The organism is Paraburkholderia youngii (genome assembly GCF_013366925.1).
Taxonomy (GTDB): domain Bacteria; phylum Pseudomonadota; class Gammaproteobacteria; order Burkholderiales; family Burkholderiaceae; genus Paraburkholderia; species Paraburkholderia youngii.
Genome location: NZ_JAALDK010000001.1, coordinates 3,566,420 through 3,578,991, shown reverse-complemented (window position 1 = coordinate 3,578,991; position 12,572 = coordinate 3,566,420). Strand labels below are relative to the sequence as shown.

The 12,572-nt window shown below is 63.4% G+C and carries 13 protein-coding genes; 2 read left to right on the top strand and 11 right to left on the bottom strand.

The annotated features are described in order from the left end of the window. Positions 1-855, bottom strand: a complete 855-nt coding sequence (locus G5S42_RS16470) for a CPBP family intramembrane glutamic endopeptidase (RefSeq protein ID WP_176107724.1) — start codon at positions 853-855, stop codon at positions 1-3. 142 nt (positions 856-997) lie between these two features. Continuing rightward, positions 998-1,789, bottom strand: a complete 792-nt coding sequence (locus tag G5S42_RS16465; protein WP_176107723.1) for a DUF899 domain-containing protein — start codon at positions 1,787-1,789, stop codon at positions 998-1,000. A gap of 237 nt (positions 1,790-2,026) precedes the next feature. On the opposite strand from G5S42_RS16465, the gene G5S42_RS16460 reads away from it, so the two are divergent. After that, on the top strand, positions 2,027-2,470 hold the full coding sequence (locus G5S42_RS16460; protein ID WP_176107722.1) for a VOC family protein: 444 nt from the start codon (positions 2,027-2,029) through the stop codon (positions 2,468-2,470). Between the two features lie 55 nt (positions 2,471-2,525). Here the strand turns inward: G5S42_RS16460 and G5S42_RS16455 are convergent, their stop codons facing one another. From G5S42_RS16455 to G5S42_RS16415, 9 genes are all read right to left on the bottom strand, one after another. After that, positions 2,526-2,903, bottom strand: a complete 378-nt coding sequence (locus G5S42_RS16455; protein WP_176107721.1) for a BON domain-containing protein — start codon at positions 2,901-2,903, stop codon at positions 2,526-2,528. 30 nt (positions 2,904-2,933) lie between these two features. Further along, positions 2,934-4,073 carry a porin gene (locus G5S42_RS16450; protein ID WP_176107720.1) on the bottom strand — a complete coding sequence of 380 codons (1,140 nt, stop codon included), beginning with the start codon at positions 4,071-4,073 and terminating at the stop codon, positions 2,934-2,936. 139 nt (positions 4,074-4,212) lie between these two features. Beyond that, complete coding sequence (locus G5S42_RS16445) at positions 4,213-5,838, bottom strand: 3-(methylthio)propionyl-CoA ligase (protein ID WP_176107719.1); 1,626 nt, start codon at positions 5,836-5,838, stop codon at positions 4,213-4,215. Further along, on the bottom strand, positions 5,826-6,203 hold the full coding sequence (locus G5S42_RS16440; RefSeq protein WP_176110542.1) for a Rieske (2Fe-2S) protein: 378 nt from the start codon (positions 6,201-6,203) through the stop codon (positions 5,826-5,828). Before G5S42_RS16440 ends, G5S42_RS16445 begins: the two co-directional genes overlap by 13 nt. Positions 6,204-6,235: 32 nt before the next feature. Next, complete coding sequence (locus G5S42_RS16435; protein ID WP_176107718.1) at positions 6,236-6,802, bottom strand: RBBP9/YdeN family alpha/beta hydrolase; 567 nt, start codon at positions 6,800-6,802, stop codon at positions 6,236-6,238. Between the two features lie 18 nt (positions 6,803-6,820). Then, the gene (locus tag G5S42_RS16430; RefSeq protein WP_176107717.1) at positions 6,821-7,669 is read right to left on the bottom strand and encodes a TauD/TfdA dioxygenase family protein; all 849 of its coding nucleotides are present in this window, start codon (positions 7,667-7,669) and stop codon (positions 6,821-6,823) included. Between the two features lie 10 nt (positions 7,670-7,679). After that, positions 7,680-8,660 (bottom strand): quinone oxidoreductase family protein, encoded by a 981-nt coding sequence (locus tag G5S42_RS16425; protein ID WP_176107716.1) that lies wholly within the window; start codon positions 8,658-8,660, stop codon positions 7,680-7,682. A gap of 106 nt (positions 8,661-8,766) precedes the next feature. Next, complete coding sequence (locus tag G5S42_RS16420) at positions 8,767-10,089, bottom strand: MFS transporter (RefSeq protein WP_176107715.1); 1,323 nt, start codon at positions 10,087-10,089, stop codon at positions 8,767-8,769. 154 nt (positions 10,090-10,243) lie between these two features. Then, complete coding sequence (locus G5S42_RS16415; protein ID WP_176107714.1) at positions 10,244-11,299, bottom strand: beta-keto acid cleavage family enzyme; 1,056 nt, start codon at positions 11,297-11,299, stop codon at positions 10,244-10,246. Positions 11,300-11,540: 241 nt separating this feature from the next. On the opposite strand from G5S42_RS16415, the gene G5S42_RS16410 reads away from it, so the two are divergent. Next, positions 11,541-12,542 (top strand): AraC family transcriptional regulator, encoded by a 1,002-nt coding sequence (locus G5S42_RS16410; protein ID WP_176107713.1) that lies wholly within the window; start codon positions 11,541-11,543, stop codon positions 12,540-12,542. Positions 12,543-12,572: the final 30 nt, after the last annotated feature.

The window sequence follows — 12,572 nt, the reverse complement described above, 5'->3', positions numbered from 1 at the left end:
TCACAGTTTGCTCGCGGGCTGCAGCATCGGATACGTGAAGAAGAAAAAGTGGACCACGTTCAGCCCGAAATGTGCGAGCACCGCCGCAGATAATCCGCCGAAGCGATACGCCAGCCCATAGCCGATGCCCGCCACACTTCCGAGCACGATCCACTGCCATCCGCCCGCGCGATGTGCGAGGCCGAACAGCGCGGCCGCCACGCATAGCGCGAGCAGGTCCGCCCTTTTCCAGCGCGCGAACAGTCGCGTCAGACCGCCTTGCAGATAGCCGCGAAACAACGCCTCTTCGGTAAGCGTGACGAGAAAGAGATTGTTCACCAACCACAGCACGCTGTCGGTGGGCCGCTTCGGCGCCCATCCGACGATCCCCAGCGACAACGCAACGGCCATGCAGGCCGCGACCGTGATCAGCCAACCGGCGACGCCGGCGACTAACCACGTGCTCAGCGCGTGCGGCGGCCGAATCCACGGCAAGGCGAGCAGCAGCCAGAAGCCGATCAGCGGCTTGTCGAAATTGAGGTACATCGTGAAGGGCACGGCATCCGGCGTGAAATGCACGGGGCCGATCACGCGTGGGTTATGAAAGCCCGGTAGCCAATGCAGGCTGAGCCCGATCGCGAGCGCGACGAACAGCAGATGACCAGCGTATCGAACGTAGCGCTGGCGAGCCGGCGACACCGCGTACGCGGCCACGCCGAGCAGCGCAATGGCGACGCTCGCGAAAGGGCCGAGCTGCCCGGTCGCCAACGCCGTGCCGTATCCGATCACGAGCAGGCCGACGCCCAGCCAGCGAAACGTGCTGGCCCACGTCGCCGGCGCGGCGAGGAAAATCGCGATCCACGGTAGTGCGAACATAGATAGATTCGAAGTCAGGCTTGCAGTGATTGCTGTCTTTGCGCGCGAGCGTGACTCTAGCATTCAAATACCGCTGGACCGCGAGAACGGCCGTCCCGTACGTTGGCGAACGTCGTTTCTCCGAGTGACGATTCGTCAGGCGCTACTCGTCGTGCTTCCGAAATGCGGCCTCGCCGGCATCCGACACCTCGACCCACTTCGGATCGGGAGCCGCGCCGGGGACGTAAGTGTCGTTCCAGTTCCACCATTTGTACGGCCGGCTCTGTGGGTAGCCCTCCGGCGAATCCTCCCACGTCTCCTGCCGCCCGAGCGCCGTCATGTCGAGGTAGCTCCAGACCGTGCCCATCGCCTCGTCGCCACGCCCGTTAATGAAGTACGTTCGGAACACTCGCTCGCCGTCCCGGATGAACGCGTTGTGGCCGTGCCATTCGTCCACGCCGAAGTCGGCGTCGAAGCTGTCGGTGATCGTGTACCAGGGAATCATCTCCCAGCCCATCCGGGCCTTCAGCCGCGCAATATCGGCTTGCGGTGCGCGGGAAGCGTATACGAGGGTCGTGTCGCGAGCGTGCAAATGCGCAAGGTGGGAGACCTGATCGGCCCCCAGGGAACAGCCAATGCACGCGTGCTCTGGCCATCCGTGCACGCCGGGCTCGAAAAAGGCGCGATAGATGACCAGCTGACGGCGGCCTTCGAAGAGATCGAGCAGGCTCACTCTGCCTTGCGGCCCGTCGAACGCATACGCTTTTTCCACTGCAAGCCATGGCATCCGACGCCGCTCGGCGGCCAGCGCGTCGCGGGCACGTGTCAAGGCTTTCTCCTTGACGAGCAACTGCTCGCGCGCGGCCTCCCACTCTTGCCGCGACACGACCGGCGGTGTCTTCATCGCAGGCTGTCCATCTTTCCCACTCTTCTCAGGTGACTTGTTCGTCGTCATCGCAACCTCCGGGTTAGAGCGATGTCCTGTGCGTTCGGGTCGGAAGGCGATTCACTCGCCTTGCATCGCTCGCTGTTGATGAAGGTTCAGTTTACGCCGCCGGTCATCGAGTGATGGGAGTGACAAATGTGGCGCGATTCCGGATTCATGGTCGGCCAAACCGGGCTGTTTCTAATGTAATCTGCCGCAACGACCATGACGTCCCAGGAATCATTCGCCCACCACCTGGAGGTGACGATGAGCGCGATCCATGAGGTCTACCCCTATCTGCGTGTGCGCAATGCCGTGCAGGCGATTGAGTTCTACGCACAGGCATTCGGCGGCATCGAACAGTTTCGCCTGACCGAGCCAGGCGGCCGCATCGGTCATGCCGAAGTGAAGATCGGTCCCGCGATCGTGATGCTGTCCGACGAATATCCCGAGCACGACATGCTCGGCCCGAGCGGCGAGAGCCGGCCGGGTGTGCTGTTACATATCCACTGCGACGACGTCGACCAGCTATTCGCGCAAGCGGTCAAAGCGGGCGCAACCGTGGTCCTCCCGCTAACCGATCATTTTTATGGCGAGCGCTCGGCGACCGTGCGCGATCCGTTCGGACACGAATGGCAGCTCGGCGCCCAGATCGAAGCGCTCACGCCTGAAGAGATGCAGCGCCGTTACACGGCGCTGTTCGACAGCTAGTGAGTTATTGCAGTGAGCTCCTCGCGCTTTGATTCCCCCGATGCGTGAGCTCTTTTTACTGCCCGCCGAACGGCTTTTGCACGGTGAGCTTGTTGGTCACCGAAGTCACCCCCGGAACGCCCTTCGCGATCTCCGCGACCTGATTGATCTGCGAAGCGTCGGTGACCGTGCCGCTCAGCGTCACCGCGCCGCCTTTTGCGATGACGCTGATATTGCCGGCGCTGATCTCCTTGTGCTTGCCGATCGCGGCATACACCTGCCGACGCAGCGCGCGATTCGCTTGCCTCGGGCTGGCGGGAGCGGCCGCGCTACCTGACATCGCGGGCGCGCCCGAAGCTGCGCTGGACGTCTGACCCGACTGCGACCATGCGCTGCCCGACGCGGCCAGAATCAATGCGGCAATCGCCAGCGCGCGTGCCTGAATGCTTTTCATCGAATACTCCAGTTGTTATAGGTGACGTAATCAGAAGTTATGGCGGATGCCGACCATGGCCGCCGTGGTGGACACGCCGGGCGCAACCGGGGCGCCATAGATGATGGTCTGGTTCATGGTCCCCTTGTTGGCCACATAACCCACCTGCGCGTAAGCCTTGGTGCGCTGAGACAGGTTGTATTCCGCGCCCACCGCGAATTCGCTCGAATGGTTCGCCGAGTTGTTCTTGTCTTTCAGGTAGTAGTACCCGGACGTGACCTTGAAACGCGGATTGACCTGGTAGCCAAGCCCCCCCGAAATCATTTCGAAGTTCGCGGTGTTGCTATGCGCCGGGTTCTTGCCGGCGCCATACGAGGCCGACACCGAAAATCCGGCGATCGTGTACATCGCACCGAAATAGTAGAAACGGTTGTTCGCCAGCCCGGTCGCAGGGATGGCGGGTGCCGCCGGGTACGTGATCGGGAACGGGTTAGTATCGTGGCCGTTGTAATACACCGCGGACAGATTCAAACCGTAGTTCGAATACCTGGCCACGGCCGACTCGCGCGTGCCGCCCTGGAAATGACCGGCGACGCCGCCCGGTGCGTACTCCAGCGCAAGTGACGCGCCGTGGAATTTCGGCGAGTTATAGACGAGCGCGTTGCTGTCGTACAGCGCGCCGATCGGCGCGTTCGTGCTCGTACCCGTCCAGCCGGCCGCCTGATTGATGCCCAGCCACGCGGTCAGAATACTGCCGAAATACTGCGCGCCGCGCACGTCGGTTTCCGCCATCGCGTAGATCATCGGAATGATCTGCCGGCCGGCGTCGAAGGTGCCGAAGGGTCCGGACACGCCGATCGTCGCGAACTGGTTGAAGATCGCGGTGGTGCCCGGCGTATCGGACAGGCCGAACTTGCCGTTCGTGGAGTTGAATACGCCCTGCAGCTTGAAATTGATCTTGTAGCCGCCGCCGATGTCTTCGCTGCCTTTCAAACCCCAGAAGCTCGCATAGATGCCGCCGTCCTTCAGCTGATAAATCTTGCCCGTGTTCGGCGCGTGCGGCAGGGCCGCCGAAGTGCTCTGATACAGGAAACCCGTATCGATCACGCCATAGAGCGTCACTGACGACTGCGCGTGAGCTGCGGTGGCGAAAATGGCCAACACGATAGCGCTGCTTGACTTCAACTTCATTGCGTCTCCTTCGCGTACCGGCGGTGGCGCAAAAGCCCATGCTGCGGTCGCTTCAAATGATTGGTGATTTTGTGTGTGCCCGGGCGTGACCGGCCGCGTTGTTGCGTGAATCGAACCGCGTCGCTGCGCAAGCCGTGCGTCAGGGCAAGTAGTAATTCCCGTATTGATCGCGTAACTGGTTCTTCAGCACCTTGCCGGTTGCGCCGATAGGCACCATGTCGACGAACACCACGGCATCGGGGGTCCACCAGCGCGCGACCCGGCCGTTGAAGAAGGACAGCAGTTCGTCGCCGGCCAGCTCGCTGCCCGGCTTTTTGACGACCAGCAGCAGCGGCCGTTCGTCCCACTTCGGATGCCGCGCGGCGATACATACTGCAGTCGAGACTTCCGGATGCAGATACGCGACGTTTTCGATGGCCGCCGAACTGATCCATTCGCCGCCCGACTTGATCACGTCCTTGCTGCGATCGGTGATCTGCATGAAGCCGAGCCGATCGATCGTCGCGATGTCGCCGGTCGGAAACCAGCCGTCGCACAGCGGCGACTCGACGTCGGCGCCGAAGTACTGTTGCGTGACCCAGTGGCCGCGCACCTGCAGATCGCCAGCGCTCTCGCCGTCCCACGGCAATTCATTGCCGTGCGAGCCGACGATCCGCATGTCGATGCCGAACAGCGCACGTCCCTGCTTCGCCTGCACCCTGTATTGCTCGTCCATCGGCAGCGACTGCTGATGCGCCTTGAAGCTGCAGACCGTGCCGATCGGGCTCAATTCGGTCATGCCCCACGCGTGCAGCACCTCGACCCGATGGCGCTTCTGGAACGCCTCGGTCATCGCGGTTGGACACGGCGCGCCGCCGATCACCGTGCGCCGCATCGACGAGAAGGTGCCGCCCATCGCATCGACATGCGCGAGGAGTCCCTGCCACACGGTCGGCACGCCGGCCGACAGCGTCACGTGTTCCGTCTCGATCAGTTCATAGAGCGACTTGCCGTCGAGCGCGGGCCCCGGAAACACCAGCTTCGCGCCGACCATGCAGGCGATGTAGGGCAGTCCCCACGCGTTCACATGGAACATCGGTACGACCGGCAGAATCACGTCGCGCGCGGAACAGTTCAGCGCATCGGGCAGCGCTGCCGCGTAGGTGTGCAGCACGGTAGAGCGATGGCTGTACAGCACGCCCTTCGGATTGCCGGTGGTGCCCGACGTGTAGCACAGCGACGACGCGCTGTTTTCGTCGAGCAGCGGCCATTCGAAGACGTCGTCGTGCAGCTCCAGCAGATCTTCGTAGCACATCAGCATGCCGTCCAGCTCGTTCGCTTTCGGCATGTGCGCGCGATCGGTCAACGCCACGAATACCTTCGGGCTCTTCACCCGGGGCGCGACGCTCTCGATCAGCGGCAGAAACGTCAGGTCGAAGAACACCACACGATCTTGCGCATGCTCGATGATGTATTCGAGCTGGTCGACGTGCAGTCGCGGGTTCAGCGTATGCAGCACGGACCCGGAGCCCGATACCGCGAAATACAGCTCCATGTGGCGATAGCCGTTCCACGCGAGCGTCGCGACGCGCTCGCCCTGGCCGACGCCGAGCGTTGCCAGTGCGTTGGCCATGCGGCGCGCGCGCTGCGCGAGGTGCCGATACGAATAACGATGGACGTCTCCTTCCACGCGTCGCGACACGATTTCCTGTTCGCCGTGATGGCGCTCCGCGTGCGTGAGCAGCGCGGACACCAGCAGCGACTGCTGCATCATCAAGCCTTGCATCTTTCCGTCTCCTGACTGGTTGTGGCGTCTCGCTCATGCGAGGGCGTCGCATTCGGCTCGTCGAGACTCACCACCACCTTTGAATTCATTATTTCGACCGGGAAGGTCGTCACACTCAATCCGCCTGTTCCCGCCATGCAGCCCGTGCGCACGTCGAAGCGCAGACCGTGCGCCGGACAGCGCAACATGCAACCTTCCAGCTGGCCGCTCGAAAGCGCGGCCCCGTTGTGCGGACAGGTGTTGTCGATGGCGTGAAGCGTGCCTGCGATGTTGAACAGCACGATGCTGCGGCCATCGATGAAGGCCAGCTTGCGCTGGCCCGGCGCGAGTTCGCCGGCGACCCCCACCACGATCCGACGCGACATTTCAGGCTCCTGCTGATCCGACGCTAGCCGCGTCACATCAGCACCAGCCGGCGAATCAATGTCTCCGCCATCGGCCATTCGCCAAAGCCCGAAGCGGGATTGAGGTGCCCGACTTCGCCGAGATCGACGAGACGGCTGCCCCAGTCCTGCGCCATGTCCTGCACCCGCTCGAACCGTGCGAGCGGATCGTTGCGGCTCGCGCCGACGATGCTCGGAAACGGCAGACGCTTGCGCGGAATCGGCAGCCAGCCGTTCTGCTCGAGCGTATCCAGCTCCGGATAGCCCGCCGGCATCGGCGTCTCGAGGTCCGCGGGCGCCGCGAGCAGCGCGCCGTGAATCTCGCGCTTGTGCTGCGCCGCCCAATGCACGGTGATCATCACGCCCGCGCTATGCGCGACCAGAATGACCGGGCCGTCGATTCTCGCGAGCGCGGCATCGAGCGCCGCAACCCGTGCCGCGCAACTGAGCTTGTCGTGTTCGAGCGGCGGCACCGACAGCGCTTTCGGCAGCCGTTGCTGCAACAGGGTTTGCCAATGCTCGGCGACGTGGTCGCGCAGACCCGGGACCATCAGGATGGTCGGTTTCAATTCGTAATTCATGGGAAGCTACTTGCTGGTTCAGTACGGCTTGTCGCCGATGATGCCGGCGCGTTCCATCTTGCGATGACACGGCGGGTAGTCCATCACCGCATAGTGCTGCGTGCTGCGGTTGTCCCAGATCGCGATGCTGTTCTTCTGCCAGCGCCAGCGCACCTGGTACTCGGGGATGTACGCCTGGCTGATCAGATAGCGCAGCAGATCGCCCGCGCCAGGATTCGCGTCCTGACCGAAGCGCACCCGCTCCGGCGTATGAAAGTTCGTGAAATGGCTCGTGAAAGCGCTCACGAACAGCACCTTCTCTTCCGTTTCCGGATGCGTGCGCACGACCGGATGCTCCGCGTCCGGAAACTGCGCCTTCAGCGCCAGGCGCTTTTCGATCGGCATCGCGGCACCGAAGCTCGCCTCGATGCTGTGGCGCGCGCGCAGGTCCGCGATCTGCGCCTTCACGTACGCCGGCAGATTTTCGTAGGCGAGGACCATGTTCGCCCACATCGTGTCGCCGCCGACGGGCGGACACTCGACACAGCGCAGCACCGCACCGAACTGCGGCTTTTCGCGCCACGTGGCATCGGCATGCCAAGCGTTTTCGTAACGGTCGTTGGGCTGGTCCGGGGTCTTGTAGATACGCACGAGGCCCGGATTTTGCGGATCGCTGCCCGCGACCGGATGGTCTTCCAGTTCGCCGAAGCGGCGCGCGAACGCCACGTGTTCGGCGCGCGTGATGTCCTGGTCGCGCAGGAACAGCACCCGGTGCTTCAGCAGCGCGGAGCGGATCTGGGCAAACAGGCCATCGTCGTAGATGGCGTGGGCAAGATTCACCCCGGTCAGCTCGGCGCCGATCGAGTACGTCAGTTGTTCGACTCGCATGGCTCGCTCCTTAGATAACGAAGACCGACGAACCCGTCGTCTTGCGCGATTCCAGATCACGATGCGCTTGCGCCGCGTCCTCGAGCGCATAGCGCTGATTCAACTCGATCTTGATGCGGCCCGAGGCGATGAGCCCGAAGATGTCCCGGGCCAGCTCGTCCTTCTCGGCTGGATCGGCGATGTAGTCAGCCAGAGCCGGGCGGGTCAGATACAGCGAGCCTTTCATTGCCAGCAACTGCGGATTGAACGGCGGGATCGGGCCGGAGGCCGTGCCGACGCAAACCAGCAGACCGCGACGTTTCAGCGAGTCGAGCGAAGCCGCGAAGGTGTCCTTGCCGACGCTGTCGAACACGACATTCACGCCGACGCCATCGGTCAGTTCGCGTACACGCTTCGCGACATCTTCGCGGCTGTAGTTGATGATGTGATCGCAGCCGTGCGCACGGGCCACCTCGCCCTTGGCCTCGCTCGACACCGTGCCGATCACGGTGAGACCCAGCAGCTTCGCCCACTGCGAAACGATCAGGCCGACACCGCCGGCGGCGGCATGCAGAAGGATAGTGTCGCCCACCTTGAAGGCGTGAATGCGGCGCATCAGGTACGCGGCGGTCAGGCCGCGCATGGTCATGCCGGCAGCCGTTTCGCAGTCGATCGCATCGGGCAGCCGGATCAGCGGCGCGGCCGGAATCAGGCGTTCGGTGCTGTACGCGCCGAGCGTGTTGATGAAGCCCGTGTAGGTCACACGATCACCCACCGCGACGTTCGTGACGTCGGGGCCCACGGCCTCGACCACGCCCGCGGCCTCCACGCCCATTCCCGCGGGCAGCGGCACCGGATACAGGCCGCTGCGAAAGTACGTATCGGCGAAATTGAGTCCCACGGCCTGATGGCGCAGGCGAACCTGACCGGGACCCGGGTTGCCCACTTCGACGTCCTCGTAGCGCAGGACCTCGGGACCACCGGTTTCATGAAAGCGCACTGCCTTTGCCATGTTGACTCTCCAATTCTTTACTTGATCTGCACTTCGCAGAGTTCGTTGCGCCCGAGGCGCATCACAGGTTCTGTTGTCCGCGCCGTCCGCGCGGCACCATCCGATGTCAGCGTGCGGCTTGCTCGCGCAGCGTGTTGAGCCGATCGAGATCGCCGGAGTAGTTCCGTTTGCCGATCATGAATGCGGCGGCTGCGACGAGCGGTGCGAACGGCACCAGTTGCAACGCGCCCAGCAGACCGATCCGGTCGGCGATGATTCCCGTCAGAACAGCCGCCGGCGCGAGGCCCAGCAGGTTGTTCGCGAGCGTCAGCGTCGCAAACGCCGAGGCGTGAATGGTCGGCGGCGTCAGGTTCGCCACCATCGCACCCGACGGGCCGCTCGCACCGGCGCAGAAGAACATGCCGGCGCCGATCACGACCAGCTGCCACCGCCCCGCCGGCATGTGGAAGCCGATCGCGAGCAGGACGAAACAGGCAAGGCAGAAGGCGATCGCGGCGCTCCACTTACGTTCGCGCACGTTCTTGCTGAGCCGGTCGGCGAGATTTCCGCACACCACCATGCCCACCCCGGTCACCAGCACGAATACCGCCGCGCACATCGCAGCCTTGCCGGTGGCCATGCCGTAGTAGCGATTCAGGAAGCTCGGCATCCACGCCCACACAGCGGCGGGAACCATCAGATGCAGACCGCTGCCCACATAGGCGCACACCACGGACTTCGTCGAAAACAAGCCCTTCATCAGCTCGCGCAGGCTCATGCGCATGCCGCGCGTTTGCGTCTGCTTCGTCACGCTCGCCGGCTGCAGCGGCGCAAGACGCTTTTCGGTGACGACGAGGCGGTAGATCACGACCAGCACGATCCCCATCGCGGCCATCGCGCCGAATGCCGAACGCCAGCCCAGGTGAGCCGCCACCGCGCCGCCCAGCGCCATGCCCAGCACCGAGCCGAACGCGCCGCCCGCCATGAAGGTGCCGGTCAGCGTGGAGCGCAGCCGCACCGGGAAGATGCTCAGGACAACTGCGATACCGACACTGCCATAAGCCGCTTCGCCGATCCCGACGAAGGCACGCGCCAGCAGCAACTGCCCATAGTTGGCCGAGATCGCGCAGCCCACCGTCGCGAGACTCCACATCGCCGCCATCAGCACGATGCTCTTCACGCGGCCCCAGCGGTCGGCCAGCACCGAGAGCGGGAACGTGAGCACACCGACCATCAGCGCGACCACGCTGCTGAGCGAACCCAGCTGCGCATCGGACAAATTCCATGCCGCTTTGAGCGGCGGAAACACGGCATTCAACACCTGCCGCGACATATAGTCGGAAAGCAGCAATCCGACCGTCAACGCAAACACCACCCACGCATAAGCGCGCACATCCGTCTGAGCTGCCGAAACTTCGCCCGTCGTGGGCGCTGCATGCTGAACGAGCATGGTTAGTCTCCTTCCACGCTGACTCCGTGGCGGCCGCCTTGCCCGCCTGGGCCGACGACCTGTTATGGATTCAGCTATCTGCTCCCGCGATGCAGCGGGAGCGTTACCCATGAAGCCCGGCCTCGGCCAACGCGTCGGCCCGGACTTCTGGCATTCACGCCGCGCGAAGCGGCAGGTTCCTGACGCCGGCCTGGCGGTTCGGCGCCATCCCGTTGGCGCTGAGCGTTTCTTCGACCGTCTCGTACTGCACACCAATACGATAGATCTCGCGCGCTTCTTTACCAGTGGCGATTTCGCGGCCCAGTTCGCGCGCGACGCGCACGCACTGCTCGATCTGCTGCACCGACGTGAAGCGCTTACCGTGCTGATCGATGATCGTGTCCTCGATGCCGCAGCGCGGATGCAGGCCCATCGACATCGCCATCATGTTGAACGGCAGCACGTTCTTCAGCAGCGACTCGGCGGTGACCGTGGAGCCATCCGGCGCGCGATGCACGAAGTTGAAGAAGTTGAACGGGTTGGGGCCGTCGAAGCCGCCACCGATGCCGATCCACGTCAGGTTCAGCGGGCCCTTGTAGACGCCCTTGCGCACGAGGCGCTCGAGCGTTTCGAGCGCGTGAATGCCGGTGAGCTGAAAGTGCGGCTGGATGCCCGAAGCCTGCAGGCGGCGCAGATGCTCCTCGACCCATGCGGGACCGGCCGGAACCGTCATTTCGCTGTAGGCGGCCATGAACGCGGGGTTGGAAAGCGAGGTTCCCGCCAGATACTCGGGATAGAGCAACTCCATGATGTTCATCTGCGTGGTATTGATCGCGACCGTCACCTGATCGGGCTTCGGATCGAGCTCGGCCAGCATATGGCGCGTATCGTCGGACAGCCACTTCGCGGCCTGTCCGTCGTCTTCCGGTGCGAACGAGATCGAGCCGCCGACCTGAATGATCATGTCGGGCACAGCGGTACGCACACCCGCGATCAGTTCATTGAACTTCGACAGCCGCTTCGAGCCCTTGCCGTCCAGTTCGCGCACGTGCAGGTGCAGTACCGTGGCGCCGGCGTTGTAGCAATCGACGGCCTTCTGGATCTGCTGGTCCATCGTCACGGGGATGTCTTCCGGGAAGTCCGCGGGCATCCATTCCGGGCCGTACGGCGCAGTGGTGATGACTACCTTGTCCTGATTCTCGGGGTGCAGCGAATCGTCGAGAAATTGCATTTGATTGCCTCCATCCAGTTGTGAGTGACGGTGTTCCGCTATCGCGAGGTCGCATGAAAATTCGCTGGAACACATCGAACGACATGTGCACACGATACGGGAATCAAGCGCTACACTTTTATGATTGGACGCCATCCTTTTAGCGATTCGTGCCACTGCGCGTTAACACCAATAATTGCGCGAAGCAAGCGTTTAATGACCAGAAAAAGACTCAGCGTTTGAATCGTCCGGAGAAACTACGATGGAAACGATGGTGACGTCGGTAGCCATGAGCGGTTATTTCGAGGTGGCGCGACGGCTTGGACTGAACCCGGTCGAACTCGCGAAACAGGCCGGCATCGATGCCGGCGCGCTCGCGAATCCGGACGATCGCGTATCGGCCACCGCCTGTTGCCGGCTGCTCGAAATGACGGCCGAGAAGGCGTCGTGCCCGACCCTCGCGCTGCAAATGGCGGAAACGCGGCAGACCTTCGGCAGCGGCGTGATCAATGTCCTGCTCGCGCACAAGCGCACGCTGCGCGAAGTGTTGCTGGCCGCGGCCGAATACCGTCATCTGCTCAACGAAGCGCTGGCGGTGTACGTCGAGGACGCGGACAAGACGGTCACCATTCGGGAGGAACTCGTCGTCGCACCGGGTACCCCGACGAAGCAGGCGATCGAACTGGCACTCGGCGTCCTCGCGCGGCACTCCAGCGCTCTGCTCGGCAAGTTCTGGAAACCGCGAGAGCTCCATTTCACACACGCCGCCCCCGCGGACCTGACGTTTCATCGGCGCTTCTTCGGTTGTCCGCTGCAGTTCGGCAGCGACTTCAACGGCTTCGTCTGCGCGAGCGCCGATCTCGACTACCCGAATCCGCTGGCCGATCCTGAACTCGTGCGCTATGCGGAGAGCCTCGCCTCGCCCAAGAACGCGAGCGCCGCAGAATCGGCCGCACTGGAAGTGCGCAAGGCGATCTACCTGCTGCTGCCGCTCGAGCAGGCGAACGCCGAGCTGGTTGCACGTTATTTGCATCTGAGCGTGCGCACCATGCAACGGCAGCTGAGTTCGGCCGGCACCAGCTTTTCGGATCAGGTCGAGGAAGTCCGCGGCGAACTCGCGGTGCGCTACATGAGCAATCCCACCTATCCGATCGGACGCGTCTCGGCACTGCTCGGCTACGCGCAACAGGGATCGTTCACGAACTGGTTCGTGTCGCGCTTCCACATGACGCCGCGCGACTGGCGCGCGAGCCATGCGAAGTGACGACGAAAAAAAACGGAGTGCGATGCACTA

Excerpts from the sequence above, each read along its gene's own strand:
- G5S42_RS16470 (WP_176107724.1), bottom strand. The coding sequence starts at position 855 with ATGTTCGCACTACCGTGGATCGCGATTTTCCTCGCCGCGCCGGCGACG.
- G5S42_RS16465 (WP_176107723.1), bottom strand. The coding sequence starts at position 1,789 with ATGACGACGAACAAGTCACCTGAGAAGAGTGGGAAAGATGGACAGCCT.
- G5S42_RS16460 (WP_176107722.1), top strand. The coding sequence starts at position 2,027 with ATGAGCGCGATCCATGAGGTCTACCCCTATCTGCGTGTGCGCAATGCC.
- G5S42_RS16455 (WP_176107721.1), bottom strand. The coding sequence starts at position 2,903 with ATGAAAAGCATTCAGGCACGCGCGCTGGCGATTGCCGCATTGATTCTG.
- G5S42_RS16450 (WP_176107720.1), bottom strand. The coding sequence starts at position 4,073 with ATGAAGTTGAAGTCAAGCAGCGCTATCGTGTTGGCCATTTTCGCCACC.
- G5S42_RS16445 (WP_176107719.1), bottom strand. The coding sequence starts at position 5,838 with ATGCAAGGCTTGATGATGCAGCAGTCGCTGCTGGTGTCCGCGCTGCTC.
- G5S42_RS16440 (WP_176110542.1), bottom strand. The coding sequence starts at position 6,203 with ATGTCGCGTCGGATCGTGGTGGGGGTCGCCGGCGAACTCGCGCCGGGC.
- G5S42_RS16435 (WP_176107718.1), bottom strand. The coding sequence starts at position 6,802 with ATGAATTACGAATTGAAACCGACCATCCTGATGGTCCCGGGTCTGCGC.
- G5S42_RS16430 (WP_176107717.1), bottom strand. The coding sequence starts at position 7,669 with ATGCGAGTCGAACAACTGACGTACTCGATCGGCGCCGAGCTGACCGGG.
- G5S42_RS16425 (WP_176107716.1), bottom strand. The coding sequence starts at position 8,660 with ATGGCAAAGGCAGTGCGCTTTCATGAAACCGGTGGTCCCGAGGTCCTG.
- G5S42_RS16420 (WP_176107715.1), bottom strand. The coding sequence starts at position 10,089 with ATGCTCGTTCAGCATGCAGCGCCCACGACGGGCGAAGTTTCGGCAGCT.
- G5S42_RS16415 (WP_176107714.1), bottom strand. The coding sequence starts at position 11,299 with ATGCAATTTCTCGACGATTCGCTGCACCCCGAGAATCAGGACAAGGTA.
- G5S42_RS16410 (WP_176107713.1), top strand. The coding sequence starts at position 11,541 with ATGGAAACGATGGTGACGTCGGTAGCCATGAGCGGTTATTTCGAGGTG.